General features: G+C 62.0%; 19 protein-coding genes, 1 other RNA gene and 1 pseudogene. 18 read left to right on the forward strand and 3 right to left on the reverse strand.

The genetic code is table 11. The features are described from left to right. Positions 1 to 281: 281 nt before the first annotated feature. The 14 genes from B3M58_RS00700 to B3M58_RS00765 all read left to right on the forward strand — a co-directional run bounded on the left by B3M58_RS00700 (position 282) and on the right by B3M58_RS00765 (position 13,212). Positions 282 to 476 (forward strand): Flp family type IVb pilin, encoded by a 195-nt coding sequence (locus tag B3M58_RS00700; protein ID WP_296216626.1) that lies wholly within the window; start codon positions 282 to 284, stop codon positions 474 to 476. A gap of 29 nt (positions 477 to 505) precedes the next feature. Continuing rightward, complete coding sequence (locus B3M58_RS00705) at positions 506 to 1,024, forward strand: A24 family peptidase (protein WP_296216627.1); 519 nt, start codon at positions 506 to 508, stop codon at positions 1,022 to 1,024. A gap of 15 nt (positions 1,025 to 1,039) precedes the next feature. Further along, positions 1,040 to 2,377 carry an AAA family ATPase gene (locus B3M58_RS00710; protein ID WP_296216628.1) on the forward strand — a complete coding sequence of 446 codons (1,338 nt, stop codon included), beginning with the start codon at positions 1,040 to 1,042 and terminating at the stop codon, positions 2,375 to 2,377. A 40-nt stretch (positions 2,378 to 2,417) separates the two neighbouring features. Further along, positions 2,418 to 3,239 (forward strand): Flp pilus assembly protein CpaB, encoded by an 822-nt coding sequence (gene cpaB, locus B3M58_RS00715; RefSeq protein WP_296216629.1) that lies wholly within the window; start codon positions 2,418 to 2,420, stop codon positions 3,237 to 3,239. Positions 3,240 to 3,377: 138 nt separating this feature from the next. Beyond that, positions 3,378 to 4,847, forward strand: a complete 1,470-nt coding sequence (locus tag B3M58_RS00720) for a type II and III secretion system protein family protein (RefSeq protein ID WP_296216630.1) — start codon at positions 3,378 to 3,380, stop codon at positions 4,845 to 4,847. A gap of 70 nt (positions 4,848 to 4,917) precedes the next feature. Further along, entirely contained in the window at positions 4,918 to 5,190 is a 273-nt protein-coding gene (locus B3M58_RS00725) for a hypothetical protein (RefSeq protein ID WP_296216631.1), read from the forward strand. A gap of 7 nt (positions 5,191 to 5,197) precedes the next feature. Beyond that, positions 5,198 to 6,550 carry a TadE/TadG family type IV pilus assembly protein gene (locus B3M58_RS00730; RefSeq protein WP_296216632.1) on the forward strand — a complete coding sequence of 451 codons (1,353 nt, stop codon included), beginning with the start codon at positions 5,198 to 5,200 and terminating at the stop codon, positions 6,548 to 6,550. Positions 6,551 to 6,558: 8 nt separating this feature from the next. Continuing rightward, entirely contained in the window at positions 6,559 to 7,047 is a 489-nt protein-coding gene (locus B3M58_RS00735; RefSeq protein WP_296216633.1) for a TadE/TadG family type IV pilus assembly protein, read from the forward strand. Further along, positions 7,047 to 7,547, forward strand: a complete 501-nt coding sequence (locus tag B3M58_RS00740) for a TadE/TadG family type IV pilus assembly protein (protein ID WP_296216634.1) — start codon at positions 7,047 to 7,049, stop codon at positions 7,545 to 7,547. Before B3M58_RS00735 ends, B3M58_RS00740 begins: the two co-directional genes overlap by 1 nt. Then, positions 7,541 to 8,761, forward strand: a complete 1,221-nt coding sequence (locus B3M58_RS00745) for an AAA family ATPase (RefSeq protein WP_296216635.1) — start codon at positions 7,541 to 7,543, stop codon at positions 8,759 to 8,761. The genes B3M58_RS00740 and B3M58_RS00745 overlap by 7 nt, the downstream gene beginning before the upstream one ends. Positions 8,762 to 8,764: 3 nt before the next feature. Beyond that, positions 8,765 to 10,216: a CpaF family protein gene (locus tag B3M58_RS00750; protein ID WP_296216636.1), complete on the forward strand. Its 1,452-nt coding sequence runs from the start codon at positions 8,765 to 8,767 to the stop codon at positions 10,214 to 10,216. Beyond that, positions 10,197 to 11,183: a type II secretion system F family protein gene (locus tag B3M58_RS00755; protein ID WP_296216637.1), complete on the forward strand. Its 987-nt coding sequence runs from the start codon at positions 10,197 to 10,199 to the stop codon at positions 11,181 to 11,183. The genes B3M58_RS00750 and B3M58_RS00755 overlap by 20 nt, the downstream gene beginning before the upstream one ends. Positions 11,184 to 11,213: 30 nt before the next feature. Then, positions 11,214 to 12,182 carry a type II secretion system F family protein gene (locus tag B3M58_RS00760; protein ID WP_296216638.1) on the forward strand — a complete coding sequence of 323 codons (969 nt, stop codon included), beginning with the start codon at positions 11,214 to 11,216 and terminating at the stop codon, positions 12,180 to 12,182. A 1-nt stretch (position 12,183) separates the two neighbouring features. Continuing rightward, on the forward strand, positions 12,184 to 13,212 hold the full coding sequence (locus B3M58_RS00765) for a tetratricopeptide repeat protein (RefSeq protein WP_296216639.1): 1,029 nt from the start codon (positions 12,184 to 12,186) through the stop codon (positions 13,210 to 13,212). Between the two features lie 132 nt (positions 13,213 to 13,344). On the opposite strand, the gene B3M58_RS00770 is transcribed toward B3M58_RS00765, so the two are convergent. Further along, positions 13,345 to 13,623, reverse strand: a complete 279-nt coding sequence (locus B3M58_RS00770) for an HU family DNA-binding protein (protein WP_296216640.1) — start codon at positions 13,621 to 13,623, stop codon at positions 13,345 to 13,347. 348 nt (positions 13,624 to 13,971) lie between these two features. Here B3M58_RS00770 and B3M58_RS22500 point away from each other — a divergent pair. From B3M58_RS22500 to ffs, 3 genes and pseudogenes are all read left to right on the forward strand, one after another. Next, positions 13,972 to 14,748 (forward strand): annotated as a pseudogene (locus tag B3M58_RS22500) (MCP four helix bundle domain-containing protein); the annotation flags it as partial. A 78-nt stretch (positions 14,749 to 14,826) separates the two neighbouring features. Continuing rightward, the gene (locus B3M58_RS22505; protein WP_414704035.1) at positions 14,827 to 15,606 is read left to right on the forward strand and encodes a methyl-accepting chemotaxis protein; all 780 of its coding nucleotides are present in this window, start codon (positions 14,827 to 14,829) and stop codon (positions 15,604 to 15,606) included. A gap of 107 nt (positions 15,607 to 15,713) precedes the next feature. Continuing rightward, positions 15,714 to 15,810: signal recognition particle sRNA small type (gene ffs, locus B3M58_RS00780), an RNA gene on the forward strand. 144 nt (positions 15,811 to 15,954) lie between these two features. On the opposite strand, the gene B3M58_RS00785 is transcribed toward ffs, so the two are convergent. Further along, the gene (locus B3M58_RS00785) at positions 15,955 to 16,242 is read right to left on the reverse strand and encodes a DUF3509 domain-containing protein (protein ID WP_296216642.1); all 288 of its coding nucleotides are present in this window, start codon (positions 16,240 to 16,242) and stop codon (positions 15,955 to 15,957) included. Between the two features lie 72 nt (positions 16,243 to 16,314). Further along, positions 16,315 to 16,536 carry a hypothetical protein gene (locus B3M58_RS00790; protein WP_296216643.1) on the reverse strand — a complete coding sequence of 74 codons (222 nt, stop codon included), beginning with the start codon at positions 16,534 to 16,536 and terminating at the stop codon, positions 16,315 to 16,317. Positions 16,537 to 17,003: 467 nt separating this feature from the next. Between B3M58_RS00790 and dnaX the strand changes: the two genes are divergently transcribed. Next, on the forward strand, positions 17,004 to 19,115 hold the full coding sequence (gene dnaX / locus B3M58_RS00795; protein WP_296216644.1) for a DNA polymerase III subunit gamma/tau: 2,112 nt from the start codon (positions 17,004 to 17,006) through the stop codon (positions 19,113 to 19,115). Positions 19,116 to 19,120: the final 5 nt, after the last annotated feature.

The raw sequence follows: 19,120 nt of genomic DNA on the forward strand, positions 1-19,120 counted from the left end.
CGCATCCGCACTTAGCTTGTGGTCATGCGCCCAACCCACCCTACGCATTACCCCTCCCCAGGTATCGCCGCGCCGGCTCACAGGCAACGCGGAGCCTTTTCGTTGCCGGCGTCCAAGGACGGCCGTCGGATTTTAGCTGCCTGGCCATGCTGGCAAAAAAGTCCTAGCGATCCGCAAAAAACTCCTAACCCCTCTATATCCGCCTGACTAGGGTTCAAACAGGCGGGGCAAGCAGTGCCGCCGATTTCCTGGAAGAACAACTTTCGAGTGAGGTGGGCGAAATGACTTTTCAAACAATCAAGACTTCGGTGATGAAGTTTGTGAAGGACGAAGATGGTTTGACCATTGTGGAATATGCGGTGGCGGGTGGGCTCATCACAGCTGCCGTAGCGGCCACTTTCTTGGCCTTGGGAACGAATGTGGAAACCACTATGGACAGGCTCTGTAACGCAGTTGGCGGTGGTGCGGCCTGCTAGTGACGACAGTTGCATAGGGAGAAGTGGCCATGAGTTTGGAGCAGATCACCGTAGTTATCTTGCTTCTTGGGCTGCTGCTTATCGCGGTGGCGAGCGATTTGCGCCGCCATCGCATTCCCAACTTCCTGGTCGTGCTGGGCCTCGCGCTGGGGCTGGCCGGCCAGGCTTATACGGGCGGAATTAGCGGTTTGGGCGATGGTGCGTTGGGACTGTTGATCGGTTTCGGCGTGTTTCTCCCGCTCTACGCCCTGGGCGGCATGGCCGCCGGCGATGTCAAGCTGATGGCCATGGTCGGCGTCTTTTTGACGCCGAGTGGCGCGCTCTGGGCGGCCCTGTTCAGCCTGATGGCCGGCGGTCTGTGCGGCTTTCTGATCGTGCTGGTGCGCGGGCAATTGCTGCAGACCCTGTCGCGTTACGGCTTGATGCTCAGGGCCCGCGCCTACTTTGCTCCGGCAGCGGATGAAGTGGCCGGCAAACCCTTTCCTTATTCGGTGGCGATTTTGTTGGGCACGCTGGCCAGCCTGTACTGGTTGCATTTCGCTCAATAATTTGGGAGGCCCGTTATGTATGCAGTCAGCGACAGCGACGCCTACCCCAGCGAACGCGAGGCCGTAGAACGCCTGGCCCCGCAGCCACGGAGCATTCGCGAGACCGGCCTGGCGGACAATTTTCTCGGCGATCTGCTGTGCAAGCACCTGCACGATGCCGGGGTGCTGGCTATGCCGCAGTTGGTCGAGCGCCTGGCGTTGACCGGCGCGGTGCTGGAGGAGGTCCTGGCGTTTCTGCGCAAGGATGGCCGGGTCGAGGTACTCGGTCAGGCAGGCGGCCAGACCGCCGCCCAGGGCCTGCGTTACGGCCTGACCGAGCGCGGCCGCAGCGCCGCCCGCGATGCTCTGGCGCGCAGCGGCTACATTGGTGCGGCGCCTTATCCGGTGAGCAGTTACCGCTCGCTGCTCAAAGTGCAGACCATCCACCATGGCCGCATCACCGCGCGCGACATGCGGGCCTCCTTCGGTGGTGTGGTACTGACTGAAGGCATGCTTGATCAGTTGGGCGTGGCCTTGAATTCCGGGCGCGCCATCATGATTTACGGCCCGGCCGGTACCGGCAAGACCTATATCAGCAGCCGCCTGATCCGCCTGTTCGCCGAGGCCATCTGGGTGCCTTACGCCATCGCGGTCAACGAGGCGGTGATCGAAATTTACGACCCCCAGGTGCACCAGCGGCTGGATGACCCGGACGAGCAGCAGAACAGCCTGATGCTTAGCGAGGGCATCGACCGCCGCCTGCTGTGCTGCAAGCGCCCGGTGTTGATCACCGGCGGCGAGCTGAGCATGGAGCAGCTGGATATTCGCTACGACCCGTTCAGCCGGCAATACCAGGCGCCGCTGCAACTCAAGGCCAGCAACGGCCTGTTCATCATCGACGACATGGGCCGTCAGCGCATGGCGCCGGCCGAGTTGCTCAACCGCTGGATAGTGCCGATGGAGGAGAAGCGCGACTTCCTCAACCTCGGCGGTGGGCGCCACTGTGAGCTGCCATTCGACCTGGTGCTGGTGTTCTCCACCAACCTCAACCCGCTGGAACTGGCCGACGAGGCCTTCCTCCGGCGGATCGGCTACAAGCTGCATTTCAACTACCTCAAGGCCGAAGAGTACGAGCGTATCTGGCGCCAGGAATGCGAGCGTCTGGGCATCGCCTATGACCCAGTGCTGCTGCGCTATGTGCTGCAAGGGTTGTACGAGGCCGAGGGCATGCCGCTGGTGCCTTGCCATCCGCGTGACCTGCTGGGCATGGCGCTGGATCGCCAGCGCTACCTGGATGGCAGCGGGCCGCTGTCGCCGCGCGAGCTGGAGTGGGCTTGGCACAACTACTTCATCCAACTCGACTTCCTTGGGTGACGTTGCTGGATAAGACTTTCTTGGCTAAGGAGATACAGACATGAGTGCGCGTACCCTGACCCTGGTTGCTCTGTCCCTGATCCTCGGGCTGGGCGCCGCCTGGATGGCCAACAACTGGCTGAGTGCCCGGCTCGATGCAGGCCCGGACGACAACCTGCAGAGCGTGGTGGTGGCCACTGTGGAAATCCCCTTCGGCCAGATGATCGAGGCCCAGCACGTCAGCCTGGTGCGCATGCCGAAAAACACGGTGCCGGACGACGGTTTCGATACCACCGACAAGGTGATCGGCAAGATCGCCACCTTCAGCATGCTGCGCGGCGACATCCTGCGCGGCGCGCGGCTGGCCGAGCACCTCGGCGGCAGCACCCTGGCCTCGCTGATCGAGTCGAACAAGCGCGCCATCTCGGTGCGGGTCGACGACGTGGTCGGTGTCGGCGGCTTCTTGCTGCCGGGTAACCGGGTCGACGTGCTGGCGACTAAGCAGAGTGGCGGCAACAACAACGAAGCCGAATCGAAGACCATCCTTGAAGACCTGCGGGTGCTCGCCGTCGACCAGACCGCCAGCACCGACAAGACCCAGCCGGTAGTGGTGCGCGCGGTGACCCTGGAGATGAGCAGCGCAGAGGCTGAGGTGCTGGTTAAGGCGCAAACCGAGGGCAAGCTGCAACTGGCTCTGCGCAACCCGCTGAACAACCAGAAAAAGCTCGAAACCGCCGCACCGCTGGCACTGGTCGAGGCGCCTGCGCCGACTCCGCTCGCAGCCCCGGCGCCAGCCAAACCGCTGGTGCGGCGCAGCGGCGGTGGTGTAGGGGTCACGATCATTCGCGGTACCGCAGTCGAGGCAACGAAGGTACAGCTGTAGGGGCGGGAGAGGAGGGCGCGAGTCAAGCGGGGTTCGCGCACTCCCCATTCGCCTCACAGGACGAACGGGTACGCAGTGGCAGCGGTTTCCGCTGCTCCGGTAAGCAGGTAAGGCGACATAACAAGCAAGGAGTAGGGCATGGAGATCATCCTGAGACTCAGGTCATACGCGCTGTACGCACTGGGCGCCTGGCTGCTGTCGAGCATCGTGGTGCAGGCGGCTGAAGCGCCGCCGGCGGTAAGTACCATGCCGGCAGCCAATACCAGCAATATCGAGGTGCCGATCTATAAATCGCGGGTGCTCAGCACGCGCGCCCCGGTGAAGAAGGTCTCGGTGGGCAACCCGGAGATCGCCGATATCCTGATCACCAGCCCGACCCAGCTGTATCTGCTCGGCCGCTCCCTGGGCAGCACCAACGTACTGCTGTGGGATAGCCGCAACCGGCTGATCGACAGCCTCGACCTGGAGGTGGTGCACGACCTCGGCGGGTTGAAGGGCAAATTGCACCAGTTGATGCCTAACGAACGCATCGAGGTGTTCAGCGCCCAGGGCGCGCTGGTGCTACGCGGCCAGGTGAGCAGCGCGGCGGCCATGGATACCGCGATCAAACTGGCCAAGACCTATACCGCACAGACTGCCAGCGTGGTCCAGGGCGAGGGTGAGGCGGCGGTTGCGGCGCCGACCCAGTCGCTGGAGGTGATCAATCTGCTCACCGTCGGCGGCAGCCAGCAGGTGATGCTGGAGGTCAAGGTGGCGGAGATGAAGCGTGATCTGGTCAAGCGTCTTGGCGTGCGTTTCCTGGCGATCGGTTCCGGTGGCAATTGGGAGTTTGGCGGCTTCAATAACAGCGGCTCAGTGGTCGACAACCTGCTTAGCCCAAGCACGGGGTTTCTGGCTCAGTTCGCCTCCGAGAGCTTTTTCTTCAACGCCATATTGGAAGCATCCAAGGACAATGGCTCGGCCAAGATACTGGCGGAGCCGACCCTGACCACCCTGACCGGACAGCAGGCCGAGTTCATTTCCGGCGGCGAGTTCCCCATCCCGGTTTCCGATGATGACGGCATCACCATCGAGTTTAAGGAATTCGGGGTCGGGGTGAAGTTCCTGCCGACCGTATTGGACTCGGGGCGGATCAACCTCAACCTGAACGTATCGGTCAGCGAGCTGGTGGCTGCCAACAGCTTGGTAGTAGAAGCTGAGTCGACTAGCGGTTCCTCCTCATTACTGGTGCCGGCGCTGACCAAGCGCAGTGCCTTGTCCACCGTCGAGTTGGGCAATGGCCAGACCATCGCCATCGCCGGGTTGATTAGCGAAAGCACCCGTGATTCGGTCAGCCGCTTCCCCGGATTGGGTGACATCGCGGTGATCGGTAACTTGTTCCGCAGCCAGGAGTTCATCAGTGGTGAGACCGAGCTGGTGATCCTGGTGACGCCGCACCTGGCCAAGCCAGTAGATGCCCGGAGCGTGCGTCTGCCGACCGAGAAAGTCGTCGCACCTGGCGATGTGGATTTCTACCTGCTGGGCAGAACCAAGGGGCGTGAAGCCGGGCGTCCGGTACCGGTCAGCCTTGGCGTCAGCGAAGGCAGTTTCGGCCACGATCTGAATTAGCTGCTGGTGGAGCCTGCTGGGCAGACCGCCAGGCGCCGGGCACGATCTCAATCAATTGGAGGCAGCGACCATGAAAATCATGATTCTCCTGTGCATGCCGGTATTTGCGTTGGCCGGCTGCATGACCTACGACGAGGCGCGGGTCGGCACCCAGGGTTCCAGCATTTACGACATCCACTATCAGCAGATTGCCGACAAGACGTTGGCCGCCAACCCGGGCACCGAGGTCTCGCCCAGCGGCACCGATGGTCCTCTGACAGAGAAGGCCATGGATGGCTACCGTGGCGTGACCGGCGATGCGACCCAGGTCGGCCAGCCGATCCAGATCAACATCGGCAACTGAGGGCTGGATGATGAAACCCCGTATGCACCGGCCGTTCACCGCGCTGCCACAACGCCAGCGGGGAGCGGTGATCGTACTGATCATGATTGCCCTGCTGTCTATTCTGGCCATGGCCGCATTGGCCCTCGATGGTGGGCATATGCTGGTGAACAAGACGCGTCTGCAGAATGCCGTGGATGCAGCGGCGCTGAGTGGCGCCAAGCGGCTCTTGCAGGTGTCCGGCGCGGTCGGCGCGGCGACCGTGGTGGAAAGAGCCGCGCGCGATACTTTGCTGCTCAACGCCAGTGCGCTGAACGGCAACGGCGAACTGGCGAGCGCCATCACCCAGGCGGGCGGCGTTAACAGTTTCGCCGTGGTAGAGCTGGCCAACAGCGTCTATGGCCCGTTCACCTTCCCAGGGCCTGCGGATGCCAGCTATGTGCGGGTGTCGGTGCCGAACTATCCGCTGAGCCCGTTCTTCTGGGGCATTCTGCAGGTGATCGCCGGGCCCGATCCGGCCAAGGCAGTGGCAGCCATTGCCACCGCCGGGCCGAGTCCGACCAGTCCTTGTGATGTCGTGCCGCTGATGGTGTGTGGCAATCCTGCTCAATATGACCCGGCCAATGGGATGTTTTGGGGTTATCGCTTCGGCGATCTGCAACTGCTGAAAACCGCGGCAAACGACGATTCGCCGATCGGCCCCGGCAATTTCCAGTTGCTCAGCCTGGATGGCAATGGTGGGAATGTTGTGCGTGATTCGCTGGCCGGCGGTATAGAGCGGTGCAACAACGTCGGCGAACAGGTCCAGACCAAACCGGGCAATACCGTCGGGCCATCGGTTCAGGGGCTGAATACGCGGTTTGGCAACTATCAGGGCGGGAACCTGAGTCGTCAGGACTATCCACCGGATCTGGTGATTACCGCCACGGATTTGAAGTACGACGACAAGGAGTCGCCGCCACGGATCGAGCATCAGAATCAGCCGGTCACTTCCAGCAACGGCAACCTGTCCTCCGCCAGTGGTGCGCTGTTCGATTACAACGACTGGCTGCAGGCTTCGGCGGCCTGCGCCGCCGGCACCGGCAGCGGCTGCCAGAGCGGTGGCGTATTCGAGCGGCGCATGCTGAAGATCGTGGTTGGCCAATGCAACGGCACGGATGGCGGCAAGACGCCGATCCCGGTGCTCGGCTTCGGCTGCTTCTTTGTGCTGCAACCAGCGGAGCACAAGGGCAACGAGGCGCAGATATTTGGGCAGTTCGTCCGCGAGTGCGAAGGCGACAACGTGGCCGGGCCTACCCCGATAGACGACGCGGGGCCGCAGATCATCCAGCTGTACAAGACCTATATCGACAACAACCGGACGCCGAGCAACGACTCTTAGGAGGGGCCATGGACCGACAAGCATTCACGCGGCGCCAGGCCCAGGGCGGGATAGCCATGGTCGAGTTCGTCATCACGCTGCCGCTGCTGCTGTTGCTGCTTTTCGCTATTGGCGAGTTCGGTCGCCTGCTGTTCCAGTACAACAGCCTGCTACAGGCCAGTCGTGATGCCGGGCGCTACGCGGCCGGCGAAGCCTGGAACGCTAGGTTGGGGCGGGTCGAGCTGAGTACTGACCTGCAAACCCAGATCCAAAACCTGGCAGCCAGCGGGGTGGCCTCCGCGCAAGTTGTGTCCTGTAGCCCCGACCCCAGCGCGAAGCTAGTGCCTAAGCTGTGCCCAGGTAATGTCACCGTCACCCCGGTGGGCACCGACCACGTCCAGGTCACCATCCGTTACACCTTCTTACCGCTGATCGGTAGCGGCATTCCGGCTTTTATCGGTGACGCCACTGGGCTTAATTTTCCGCTGGTCGCCACCACTGTCATGAGGGCCTTGTGATGAACGCCAGGCAGATGCGCGGGGTGTATGTAGTGGAGTTCGCCATCATCGGCCTGCTGCTGTTCACCCTGCTGTTCGGTGTGCTGGAGATGGGCCGTCTGTTCTTCACCGTCAACGCCCTGAACGAAACCGTGCGCCGGGGTGCCCGGCTGGCGGCGGTGTGCGATATCAGCGAGCCGCGCATTCTGCGCCGGGCTATCTACAATGCGGCCAATGACAGTGGCGCCAGCAGCCTGATCGGCGGTCTGGATACCGCCGACCTGAGCCTGACTTATCTCGACGGCACAGGTGGTCCTGTCCTCCTTCCCAGCGATCCCGTTGCGGTCAACGGGTTTCGTGCTATCCGCTATGTTCGCCTTCAGGTGCGGGGCTTTACCTTCAGCCTGCTGATTCCCGGGTTCGGGGGCATCACGCTGCCTGACTTCCAGTCGATTTTGCCTCGCGAAAGCCTTGGCCGTCATGCCGAGGAAGGTGTAGTTCCGGAGATCACGCCATGCTGAAGCTCAGAGAAGCCCCCGCGCTATCCAGTTCGCTCGGTAAACAGGGATTGCATCTATTGATCAGCAGCCGCGATGCCGCGGCGCTGAATCACCTGAAAACAGTCAGTCAGCGTCTGCCCAGCGTGCAAGTGACCACTCGATTGGTGAGCAACGGCCATACCGACCCACTGTACGGCTTAGAGCGGATGCCCGACTTGCTGTTGTTGCGGGTCAGCCATCTGTGGCGCGAGGAGCTGGTGGCCCTGCTGCAACGTCCGGCCCATGAGCGGCCGCCGCTGTTGATCTGTGGCCCGCTGGACGAGCGCGAAGGCATACGTTTGGCGATGCAGGCCGGCGCCCGGGATTTTCTGCCCGAGCCGGTGGCCGCAGATGAGCTGCTGGCCGCTTTGGGCCGGATGATCCATGAGACCCAGGCGGGGCAGGCAACGGGCGGCAAGTTGATCGCGGTGATGAATGCCAAGGGCGGCTCGGGCGCCACCCTGCTGGCCTGCAACTTGGCCCATCAGTTGAGTGCACGTGGCGGCAGCACTCTGTTGCTGGATCTGGATCTGCAGTTCGGCAGCGTTGCCCATTGCCTGGATGTGGTGCCGGCGCACAGTCATGTGGAGGTGCTGCAACAGATCGAGGAAATGGACAGTGTCGCCTTGCGTGGCTTCTGCAGCCATTTCAGCCCGACCCTGCATGTGCTGGGTGGGCGTTCCGGCGAGCTGTGCTTGCCGCAGGATGTACACCTGGAGCAGTTGGAGACGCTGTTGCGCCTGGCGCGCAGTACCTACGACTGGGTGGTGGTGGATCTGCCGCGGCAGATCGACCACCTCACCGGCATTACTCTGGAGCAGGCAGATCGGGTCTATGTCCTGGTGCAGCAGAGCCTCAGCCACCTGAAGGATGCCACCCGCCTAGTGCGCATCATGCGCGAGGAGCTGGGGGTGCAGGGCGACCGTTTGCAGGTGGTGGTCAACCGCTACGACAAGGCCTCGCCGGTCAGCCTGCAGGATATTGCCGAGGCACTGCGCTGCACGGACCTGCAGAAATTACCCAACGACTATGCGGTGGTCAGCGAAAGCCAGAACACCGGGGTTCCGCTGCAACTGCATGCGCCGCGGGCCCCGGTGACCCTTGGCATGCGCGAGTTGAGTCAGGCGTTGCTCGGCACCGAGACGGCCGAGCAGGGTTTGCTGAAACGTACCTTTGGCCGACTATTCAGGGGATAGACCATGCTCAGTGAATTTCGCAATCGCCTGCGTCAGCAACCGGGCAAGACTGCGGCGGTAGCCTCGCAGGAACAGGCCAAGGGCGAGGAGGCTGCCAGTGCACCCATGGCCTGGGAAAGCAGTGCGCCGGATGCCGTTTATGAAACCAAGTCGCGACTCAACCCGATGGAGGCTGAGTGGCGGGAGAAGATCTATCAGCAGTTGCTCAAGGTCATGGATCTGTCGCTGCTCGATTCCCTCGAACCGGCCGAGGCCGGTCGGCAGATCCGCGAACTCAGCCAGCGCCTGCTGGACGAGCATTCGGCGCCGGTGAGCGCCAGCAGCCGGCAGTTGATCATCAAGCAGATCACCGACGAGGTGCTGGGGCTGGGGCCGTTGGAACCGCTGCTGGCCGATCACAGCGTGTCGGACATCCTGGTCAACGGCCATGCCTCGGTGTATGTCGAGCGCTACGGCAAGTTGCAGCACACCGATGTGCGCTTTCGCGACGACCAGCATCTGCTGAACATCATCGACCGTATCGTTTCCAACCTGGGCCGGCGCATCGACGAATCCTCACCGCTGGTGGATGCGCGCTTGAAGGACGGCTCGCGGGTCAACGCGATCATCCCACCGCTGGCCATCGACGGACCGAGCATGTCGATCCGCCGTTTCGCGGTGGATCTGTTGAACGCCGAGAGTCTGGTGCAGATGGGTACCCTGACCCCGGCCATCGCTCTGGTGCTCAAGGCCATCGTGCGCGGACGGCTGAACGTGCTGGTATCTGGCGGCACCGGCACCGGCAAAACCACCATGCTTAACGTGCTGTCCAGCTTCATTCCGCACAATGAGCGGATCGTCACCATCGAAGACTCGGCCGAGCTGCAACTGCAGCAGCCGCACGTGGTGCGCCTGGAAACCCGGCCACCGAATATCGAGGGTCGCGGCGAGGTCAACCAGCGCGAATTGGTGCGCAACAGCCTGCGCATGCGCCCGGATCGCATCGTTATCGGCGAGGTGCGCGGCGCCGAGGCGCTGGACATGCTGACGGCGATGAATACCGGTCATGACGGTTCGCTGACCACCATTCACGCCAATACCGCACGCGATGCCTTGGGGCGCATCGAGAACATGGTGTCGATGACCGGCGCGACCTTCCCGATCAAGGCCCTGCGCCAGCAGATTGCCTCGGCCATCGACGTGGTGATCCAGTTGGAGCGCCAGGAGGATGGCAAGCGGCGCCTGGTCAGCGTGCAGGAGATCAATGGCATGGAAGGCGAGATCATCACCATGACCGAGATCTTTGCCTTCGTCCGCCGCGGCATGGGCGAACACGGCGAGGTGCTCGGCGACTATCGCCCGACCGGCATGGTGCCGGCCTTCCGCGATGTGTTGGGCAAACGCGGCATCGAGTTACCGCTTAATCTGTTCCGTCCGGAATGGCTGGGGGGCAGTCATGAACCAGATTCCCAGTGAATTTATCCTGGCGTTCCTCGGCATGGTGTTCGCTGCCGTGTTCCTCCTCAGCCAGGGCCTGGTGGTACCGGTGTTCGGCGAGGCGGGCCGGGTGCGTAAGCGCATTCGCGGGCGTTTGCATGTGCTGGAACATGCCAGCAACCTGCCGAATATGCAGTCGGTGCTGCGCCAGAAGTACCTCAGGCGCCTGTCGCCGCTGGAGGCCCGGCTGGAGCAACTGCCCGCCATGGAGACCCTGGCGCAGATGATTGAGCAGGCCGGGCATCATTACCGGGCCTACCGGGTATTGTTGCTCGGGCTGATCCTTGGTGTTGCGGTGGGCATTCTGCTGTGGCTGTTCATCCGGCTGTGGTGGGTGGCGCTGCCTGTGGCCGTGCTGGCGTGCTGGCTGCCGGTGCTGAAAATTGCCAGCGACCGCAGCAAACGTTTCGCCCAGTTCGAGGAGGGCTTACCGGATGCCCTGGACGCCATGTGTCGTGCCCTGCGCGCCGGCCACCCGTTCAACGAAACCCTGCAACTGGTGGCCGAGGAGCACCAGGGGCCGGTGGCCCATGAATTCGGCCTGACCTTCGCCGATATCAACTACGGCAACGACGTGCGCCGGGCAATGCTCGGCCTGCTCGAGCGCATGCCGAGCATGACGGTGATGATGCTGGTGACCTCGGTGCTGATTCACCGCGATACCGGCGGCAACCTGACCGAGGTGCTGGAGCGGCTGAGCAGCCTGATCCGCGGGCGCTTCCGCTTCCAGCGCAAGGTCAAGACCTTGTCGGCGGAGGGGCGGATGTCGGCCTGGGTGCTGGTGGCCGTGCCCTTTGTGCTGGCTGCGGCGATTGTGCTTACAACGCCAGAATATTTGCCCCTGCTGCTCAAGGAGCCGTTGGGCCAGAAACTGGTCATCTGGGCTTTTGCCGCCATGCTGATCGGGATTTTCTGGATTCGCAAAATCATCAGGATTCAGGTCTAGGTACTGGCTCTCGTCGAGGAGGTATTGCTCATGGACTATCTGCTGAGTCTGCTCAATCGGGTGGTGGGCAACGAGGAGTTGGCGCGCCTGTTGTTCGTCGGCGGCATCGGTCTGAGCGCGGTGCTGACGATGGCCACCCTGGCCATGCTGGTGTTGGGGTTGCGCGACCCGGTGCAGCGCCGCCTGAGCCTGATCAAGCGCGGGCATGGCGGCTTGGCCGCCAGCCAGGAGGCGCCGAGTAACCTGCAACTGATGCTGGAGCAGGTGGGCCAGCGCTTCACCTCCGCCGAGCAGGGGCACGACTCGGCTACCCGCACCCTGCTCACGCACGCCGGTTATCGCTCGTCCGCAGCGGTGCAGACCTACTGGGCGGTGCGCCTGCTGGCGCCGCTGGTGCTGGTGGGGCTTACCTTGCTGGTCCTGCCGCTGATCCCCACGCTGTCCCTGGTCATGGGCATTGCTCTAGTGGCTGCGGCGGCCGCCTTGGGCTGGCTGATGCCGGCCATCTATGTCGACAAGCGTAAGCAGGCGCGGATGGCCCGGCTGTTGGTAGCCTTTCCCGATGCTTTGGATCTGATGGTGGTCTGCGTCGAGTCGGGGCTGGCCTTGCCTCAGGCGATTGAACGGGTGGCCGACGAGATGGCGGTCAGCCAGCCGGAATTGGCGGTGGAACTGGCCTTGGTCAACTCGGAGATTCGTGCCGGCATTTCCAGTGCCGAAGCGCTCAAGCATCTGGCTGAACGCACCGGGCTGGAAGACATCCGCGGTTTGGTCAGCCTGCTGGCGCAGAGCATCCGCTTCGGCACCAGCGTCGCCGATACCCTGCGTATCTACGCAGAGGAATTCCGCGACCGGCGTACCCAGAAGGCCGAGGAGACGGCGGCGAAAATCGGCACCAAACTGGTCTTTCCACTAATCTTCTGCCTATGGCCGAGCTTTTTCCTGGTGGCCATCGGTCCCGCCATCATTGGGGCACTCAAAGCGTTCGGGAAGCTATGACATGAAAAGGATCAGTCTGCTGTTGGCCATGACGGCCGTGCTGTCAGGATGTCAGACCATGGGGCCGGAGCCGGAACTCAATACCCGTTCGGTGTATAGCGGCGACAATTCGTTGTTGCACAAGGTACAGAAACAGGCCAGTTCGGCCGATCAGGCCATGCAGATGGCCGCGATGGCCTACCGGGCCGGTGATCTGGATCAGTCGCTGTATCAGTATCTGCGCGCCATCGAACTGCAGTCGAAACGCTACGAGGCCCTGGTCGGGGTCGGGCGCATCCACCGCGAACGCGGTAATACTCAGCTCGCCGAGATGGCCTTCAGCGATGTGCTGGCGAGCCAGCCGGAAAACCTCGACGCCCTGGCGGAGATGGGGCTGCTGCAGCTGGCCAAGCGTGATCATGAGGTCGCCCGGGCGTTGCTGTTCAAGGCGGTGGCGCTGGATCAGCGCCGTCTGGGCAACGATCAGGGCGATGGCCTGCCCGACGTGGCCGCACTCAAGGTGGACGGCCAGTCGCCTCTTAAGGTCTACAACGCCCTTGGCGTACTTGCCGACTTGAGTAACGATTTCCCGTTGTCCGAGGCCTATTACCGCTTGGCCCTGCTGATCGAGCCGCGCTCGGTGCTGGTGCAAAATAGCCTGGGCTACTCCTACTACCTAGCCGGACAATGGCCCGAAGCCGAACGTACCTATCAGCGCGGCATCGGCTACGACACTACCTACGCACCGCTGTGGCGCAACTACGGGCTGCTGCTGGCGCGAATGGAGCGTTACGAGGAGGCGCTTTCCGCATTCGAGCAGATCAGCGATCGTGCCCAGGCCAGTAACGATGTTGGTTACGTCTGCCTGGTCGAAGGCAAGCTGGATGTGGCCGAGCAGTTCTTTCGCAGCGCGATCGAGCAGTCGCCGGCACACTACGATACTGCTTGGGAAAATCTGAACCGGGTGCAGCAGGTCAGGCGGATTCGCCAGATGGATCGTAACCCTGGCTCGGTCGCCGTCGCCCCGTTAGCGGAGCCAGTGGCGCAGTAAGAGAAACCACTGCAACTCCCGTAGGCGGGCGTTGAATGCAGCGATACTCATCGGCGTCGTTAATGGGTTAAGCGGCGCGCAGGATTCCGCGTTGTGCTTGAGTCTTGAGCGCCGCTAACCCAGCCTACGGTCTTAGTTGATCGCGTCGCTCAGCGCTTTGGCTGGTACGTACTTGACTACTTTCTTGGCGGCGATTTCGATTGTCTTGCCGGTCTGTGGATTGCGACCGGTGCGGGCAGGGCGCTCGCTGACTTTCAATTTGCCAATACCCGGCAGGGTGATCTCGCTGCCGTTTTCCAGGGCTTCGCTGACGATTTCGCTGAGCTGCTCAAGGGCCGCACGCACGGTGGCCTTGGGTGTATCGATAGCTTCGGCGATATCGCTGATCAGTTGGTCTTTGGTCATGGCCATGCTGTTGCTCCTTGAAATGAGGGGGATGCCCCGCGCAGGGTACTGCGATTGTGCGTCGCCAGCATCGCTTCAGTGCGGATGCCAGGCAATCGAGACCTGTTTGTGACTCGTTGCGCTGGCGGAAATTCCCTGTGCAGGCCGATTTACGCTCTGTGCGCTGCTCTTGTCGGTGCTCGCTCATGCTTGATTCATGCAGCGAAGCTCACTGGCATAACCTGGAAAGCTCCTGCTCTAACCGGCGCTATGTAGGGCTCGCCAGTGCCTGTGCGTTCACGCAGGAATTCGCCAAGTATTTTTCAGCGGTGGTCTAAGCTAGCTGGTACTTGGCCATCATGCCGGAGAGTCGTTATGTTCCGTGTTTTCGCTGATCTGGGCTTCCGTTGGAAAATCGCTCTGCCGATTCTGTTGCTGGCCATGCTGCTGGTGACGATGGGGGTGCTGGGCATGCGCGGAATCAGTCAGGTGGCAGACTCCAGCACCACGCTGACCAATCGTTACCTGCCGGGTATCAGTTTGTTGCTCAATGCCGACCGTGACCTCTATCAGGCCTTTGTCGCCGAACGCAGCACGCTGGACGAAAATGCCGGTGTGCATCTGGATGGGCTCAAGGCATCACACGCGGAAAACCTGCAGCAGGCCTATGACCGCGTACACAAGTTTGCCGCTATGCAGCCCGGCGCTGAAGCATTGCAGCTGGTTTCCCAGTTCGACCGTGGTTTCGAGCGCTGGAAGGCGACATCCCAGCAAGTCCTGCAATTGCTGGGCAGTGATCCGGTCGCAGCCAGCGCCCTGAGTTTTGGCGCGAGCGAAGCGCAGTTCGAAGAAATGCGCACGGCCATCGACAAGCTCGGTGAACTGGAGGATCGGGCAGCCAATGCAGAAGGGCTGGCGGCTATCGAGTTAGGCCAGGCTCTGAGTTGGCAGCAAGGCATCATCATCGCCATCGGCCTGGCGGTGTGTTTGGTACTAGTGATCGGCTTCCCGATTCTGGTGACCCGGCCTTTGCATAACTTACTGCACCGTATCGAGCAAATCGCCGATGGCGATGGCGACTTGCGGGTACGTTTGGATGTGCTTTCCAGAGACGAGTTGGGCAAGCTCAGTCATGCCTTCAATCGCTTTCTCGACAAATTACAGCCGTTGATCAAGGAGGTCGGCCGGGTCACCGGCGAGGTTGCCGACTCCGCGCAGAGTCTGGCGGGCATGGCGGCGGCGAATGATCGCTTGATCAGCAGTGAGCATGCCGCCGTCGATCAGGTCAGCACCGCGGCCACCGAGATGAGCGTGGCAGTGCATGAGGTGGCGCGCAACGCACAGAATGCTGCGGACGCTGCGCGCACCGCCGAAGCGCAGTCCCGCGAAGGGGCTCAGGTAGTTGGGGCGACGATTCACTCGATTCGCCAACTGGCCCAGGAGGTGGAAAGCGCTTCCGACACCATCCAGACCCTGGAGCAGGAAACCGCCAATATCGGCGCAGTGCTGGCGGTGATCAAAGGTATTGCCGAGCAGACCAACCTGCTGGCGCTGAATGCGGCCATCGAGGCGGCTAGGGCCGGTGAGCAGGGGCGCGGTTTTGCCGTGGTGGCCGACGAAGTGCGGGCTCTGGCGGCGCGTACTCAGGACTCGACCAAGGACATCCAGGAGATGATCCAGCGTTTGCAGATCGGCGTGCAGAACGCGGTCAAGGCGACCCATTCCGGCAGCGCGCGAGCGCGGCAGAGCGTTGAGCAGGCCGCGGGCGTCGACCAGGCGCTCAACGACACCAGCGATTCAGTGCAGCGGATCAACGACATGGCGGCACAGATCGCCACCGCGTGCGAGGAGCAGAGCAGCGTGACCGAGGAGATTGCCCGGAACATTAGCGATATTCGCGATCTGTCCAACGAGGCGGCGCAAACCTCGGAGCAAAGCACCCGCGCCAGTCAGCATCTATCCGAGCTGTCCCATGGGTTGGCGCAGCTGGTTGGCCGCTTTCGCGTGTGACCCGCACACCATGAATTCAGCGCTAAGTGTTTGAAGCAGTTGTAAGTTCAATGCAAGCCGGTACAATGGCGCGGCTCGTCGCAAGGCGAGCTGCGTTATGGTGGCCCTGCCGGTCCCCTCGCAACGATTACCCGTGAACCTGGTCAGATCCGGAAGGAAGCAGCCACAGCGGGAACATTGTGTGCCGAGGTGTGGCTGGTGGGGTTGCCTCCATCTCTAAACCCATCCGGGTTTGACTCGCGTAAATTGAATACCCCTACTCATCGAATCTTGACGCGCCGCGTTACAGGTTTTCGTGCGCCATGAAAAAGCCCCGCATTAAGCGGGGCTTTTTGTGTTGGGTGCAGGTCAGGCGATGTGGTAGTTGAGCACGCTGTCTTGTTCTTTCAATGCTTTACGCATGTCCGCAGGAATGCTGCCGGAGCGTACGGCGAGTTCCAGGCGGATTTCTTCCAGGCTCTGGGCGAAAGCCTGCGAGTCATTCCGCTGGGCGGCGCTGAGTACGCGGCTGTAAGCGGTGACATCGGCAGCATCGACTAAAGAGAGGACGATGCCGCCGTCCGGGCGTGGTGCGCTAAAGGTGACGCGCAAGGGCGCGAACAATTGCTCGACGAGTTGGCGATTGATGTTGTCCATGACCGTACTCCATCCTGAGGGTGACTAGCTTCGACCCCGCTGCAGCGATGAAGTTCGGGGTGGATGTGGCGATCAGGCCAGTAGCGACTGGCGTGCGCGCTCGATTACCTGCTGTAGGGAGTCACCGCTGTACTGGCCGGGATACAAGCGCTGGCTATGTCGAGCGATGCCGGCCTGGTTGACGATGGTGAAGCTGAAGCTGCCTTTGCGCGCGGCCATGATGTGGCAATCGAAGGGCGAAAATGCGCTGGTTAGGGTGCGAATGGCATCCTGAATTTGGTGTTGAGTATTCATTTTTCTGGGTGTTTCCTAAAAACAACGGGCGCGTCATTGCGCTAAATAAAGCTCCAAACGATCGACCGTGCAGGCCGAAGGGATGAGTCTGATCGGAGCGGGACTGCACGCAAAAGTTCCAAGTGAGGGGCTTGAGCGCGGTCGGTACTTCGGAGGCGGGCTTGAGTCGGCGCTTGCGCGGGACGGCCAGATCAGTCAGCAGGTTGGGTCACGGTAGAGAACTGTGCGGCATCGCTTGGTGAGGCGGATGCGTTCTTTACCTGGAAACCATCGAGGGGGCCAAAAGGCCTGATTGACTTACAGCGTGGTACGAACGGCGCGGATGATAACCGCTTGATCAAACTTTAGCCAGGGCAATCTTCGCAGGGTGACGGATTGGGCAGTAACGAGTCTGCGCATCGGATGCAATTTGCCCCATGCTCCGTTAGGATTAGCCCACTTTTGCTTTCCTCTCGTGACGGGTTTCGATGAGTTATCAGGTTCTTGCACGTAAGTGGCGTCCGCGCTCGTTCCGCGAAATGGTCGGCCAGGCCCATGTGCTCAAGGCGCTGATCAATGCCCTCGATAGCCAACGTCTGCACCATGCCTACTTATTTACCGGTACCCGTGGGGTCGGCAAGACCACTATCGCGCGGATCATCGCCAAGTGCCTGAACTGTGAGTCCGGGATCAGTTCGACTCCCTGCGGCGTGTGTTCGATCTGTAAAGAGATTGATGAGGGGCGTTTCGTCGACCTGATTGAGGTCGACGCCGCCAGCCGCACCAAGGTAGAAGACACCCGTGAGTTGCTGGATAACGTGCAGTATTCGCCGAGTCGCGGGCGCTTCAAGGTCTACCTGATCGACGAAGTGCATATGCTCTCCACCAGCTCGTTCAACGCGCTGCTGAAAACCCTGGAAGAGCCGCCACCGCACGTCAAATTCCTGCTTGCCACCACGGACCCACAAAAGCTGCCGGTTACCGTGTTGTCGCGCTGCCTGCAGTTTTCCTTGAAGAACATGCCGCCGGAGCGGGTGGTCGAACACCTGAGTCACGTGCTGGGTTTGGAAAATGTGCCCTTTGAGCAAGACGCGCTGTGGTTGTTGGGGCGCGCGGCAGATGGCTCGATGCGCGATGCCATGAGCCTGACCGATCAGGCGATTGCTTTCGGTGAGGGCAAGGTGCTGGCTGCCGATGTGCGCGCGATGCTCGGTACCCTGGATCATGGTCAGGTGTATGGCGTGTTGCATGCGTTGCTGGAAGGCGATGCGCGCGGCTTGATCGAGGCGGTGCGGCATCTCGCCGAGCAGGGGCCGGATTGGAGCGGCGTGCTCGCGGAAATCCTCAATGTGCTGCATCGCGTGGCGATTGCCCAGGCTCTGCCGGATGCAGTGGACAACGGTCAGGGGGATCGTGAGCGCGTGCTGGCCCTGGCCCAAGCGCTGCCGGCTGAAGATGTGCAGTTCTATTATCAGATGGGTCTGATCGGACGGCGCGATTTGCCGCTGGCGCCGGACCCGCGCAGTGGCTTCGAGATGGTGTTATTGCGCATGCTGGCGTTCCGGCCCGCAGATCCCGGCGATGCGCCGAGGGTGGCGCTAAAGCCGCTAGGGATTAGCCAGGCCACTGCTGATCCCCGCACCAACCCAGTGGCCGGCGCTGCTATGGCGACGCCGGCTGTTAGTGTTTCCTCTCCGCTGTCTGGCGTGGCGGCAGCGCCTGTAACGGCGCCAGTTCCTGAGCTCCATCCCGAGCCCGAGGTGACGGTCGCGCCAGCGCTTGCGGTCATTCCGGCTGTGCCTGAGTCAGCGCCGGCGCCGCTTGACGTAGTACCGCCAGTCGCTCCTGAAGTCGTTAGCGAACCCGTGGTTGAGACGCCTGCCAGTGTGGTGACGGCGCCTGCGGCAGCGGTCACTGACCTGCCTTGGGAGGAGCAGCGTCCTCCGGTCGATGCGATTGCCCCGGTTACGCAGGCGTTGCCGGTGCCAGCCGTTGCGGTTGCTGCAGCTGAGCCGGCGATAGAGCACGCGGCGGTGCTTGTCAGTGCATCGCACGTCGGTACGGACAGTGACGACGAGCCACCGCCCGGCGATTACGATTATGTGGAGATGGATGCGCAGTCGTTCGACTACGATTTCGATGCCGTAGAACTGGCCTCGCCTGCGGTTCCTGAGCCTATGCCGGCAGCGCAGCCGGCGACCGGTTTGGCTGCGGACTGGCTGGAGCTGTTCCCCAAGCTGGGCTTGTCCGGCATGACCGGCAGCATTGGCGCCAACTGCACGCTGATGGCTGTCGACGGCGATAGTTGGCTGTTACACCTCGATCCAGGGCACAGTGCATTGTTCAACGCGACCCAACAACGTCGTTTGAATGATGCGTTGAATCAGTTTCATGGGCGCGAGTTGAGCCTGCACATCGAGTTGCGCAAGCCTGAGCAGGAAACCCCGGCGCAGGCCGCGGCACGCAAGCGTGCCAATCGTCAGCGCGATGCTGAAGCGTCGATCCAGAATGATCCGCTGGTGCAACAAATGATTCAGCAGTTCGCCGCTATTATTCGGGCGGACAGCATTGAACCCGTGGACACCGCAGTTAACCCCTGATTACC

Origin of the sequence: Pseudomonas sp. UBA2684, assembly GCA_002354655.1 — a bacterium.
GTDB lineage: Bacteria > Pseudomonadota > Gammaproteobacteria > Pseudomonadales > Pseudomonadaceae > Aquipseudomonas.

What these genes read in the sequence shown, in the direction of transcription:
- B3M58_RS00740 (WP_296216634.1), top strand. Translation starts at nt 7,047, where the DNA reads ATGAACGCCAGGCAGATGCGCGGGGTGTATGTAGTGGAGTTCGCCATC.
- B3M58_RS00790 (WP_296216643.1), bottom strand. Translation starts at nt 16,536, where the DNA reads ATGAATACTCAACACCAAATTCAGGATGCCATTCGCACCCTAACCAGC.
- B3M58_RS22505 (WP_414704035.1), top strand. Translation starts at nt 14,827, where the DNA reads ATGGCGGCGGCGAATGATCGCTTGATCAGCAGTGAGCATGCCGCCGTC.
- B3M58_RS00705 (WP_296216627.1), top strand. Translation starts at nt 506, where the DNA reads ATGAGTTTGGAGCAGATCACCGTAGTTATCTTGCTTCTTGGGCTGCTG.
- B3M58_RS00785 (WP_296216642.1), bottom strand. Translation starts at nt 16,242, where the DNA reads ATGGACAACATCAATCGCCAACTCGTCGAGCAATTGTTCGCGCCCTTG.
- B3M58_RS00710 (WP_296216628.1), top strand. Translation starts at nt 1,040, where the DNA reads ATGTATGCAGTCAGCGACAGCGACGCCTACCCCAGCGAACGCGAGGCC.
- B3M58_RS00700 (WP_296216626.1), top strand. Translation starts at nt 282, where the DNA reads ATGACTTTTCAAACAATCAAGACTTCGGTGATGAAGTTTGTGAAGGAC.
- B3M58_RS00755 (WP_296216637.1), top strand. Translation starts at nt 10,197, where the DNA reads ATGAACCAGATTCCCAGTGAATTTATCCTGGCGTTCCTCGGCATGGTG.
- dnaX (WP_296216644.1), top strand. Translation starts at nt 17,004, where the DNA reads ATGAGTTATCAGGTTCTTGCACGTAAGTGGCGTCCGCGCTCGTTCCGC.
- B3M58_RS00760 (WP_296216638.1), top strand. Translation starts at nt 11,214, where the DNA reads ATGGACTATCTGCTGAGTCTGCTCAATCGGGTGGTGGGCAACGAGGAG.
- cpaB (WP_296216629.1), top strand. Translation starts at nt 2,418, where the DNA reads ATGAGTGCGCGTACCCTGACCCTGGTTGCTCTGTCCCTGATCCTCGGG.
- B3M58_RS00725 (WP_296216631.1), top strand. Translation starts at nt 4,918, where the DNA reads ATGAAAATCATGATTCTCCTGTGCATGCCGGTATTTGCGTTGGCCGGC.
- B3M58_RS00745 (WP_296216635.1), top strand. Translation starts at nt 7,541, where the DNA reads ATGCTGAAGCTCAGAGAAGCCCCCGCGCTATCCAGTTCGCTCGGTAAA.
- B3M58_RS00750 (WP_296216636.1), top strand. Translation starts at nt 8,765, where the DNA reads ATGCTCAGTGAATTTCGCAATCGCCTGCGTCAGCAACCGGGCAAGACT.
- B3M58_RS00730 (WP_296216632.1), top strand. Translation starts at nt 5,198, where the DNA reads ATGATGAAACCCCGTATGCACCGGCCGTTCACCGCGCTGCCACAACGC.
- B3M58_RS00720 (WP_296216630.1), top strand. Translation starts at nt 3,378, where the DNA reads ATGGAGATCATCCTGAGACTCAGGTCATACGCGCTGTACGCACTGGGC.
- B3M58_RS00765 (WP_296216639.1), top strand. Translation starts at nt 12,184, where the DNA reads ATGAAAAGGATCAGTCTGCTGTTGGCCATGACGGCCGTGCTGTCAGGA.
- B3M58_RS00770 (WP_296216640.1), bottom strand. Translation starts at nt 13,623, where the DNA reads ATGGCCATGACCAAAGACCAACTGATCAGCGATATCGCCGAAGCTATC.
- B3M58_RS00735 (WP_296216633.1), top strand. Translation starts at nt 6,559, where the DNA reads ATGGACCGACAAGCATTCACGCGGCGCCAGGCCCAGGGCGGGATAGCC.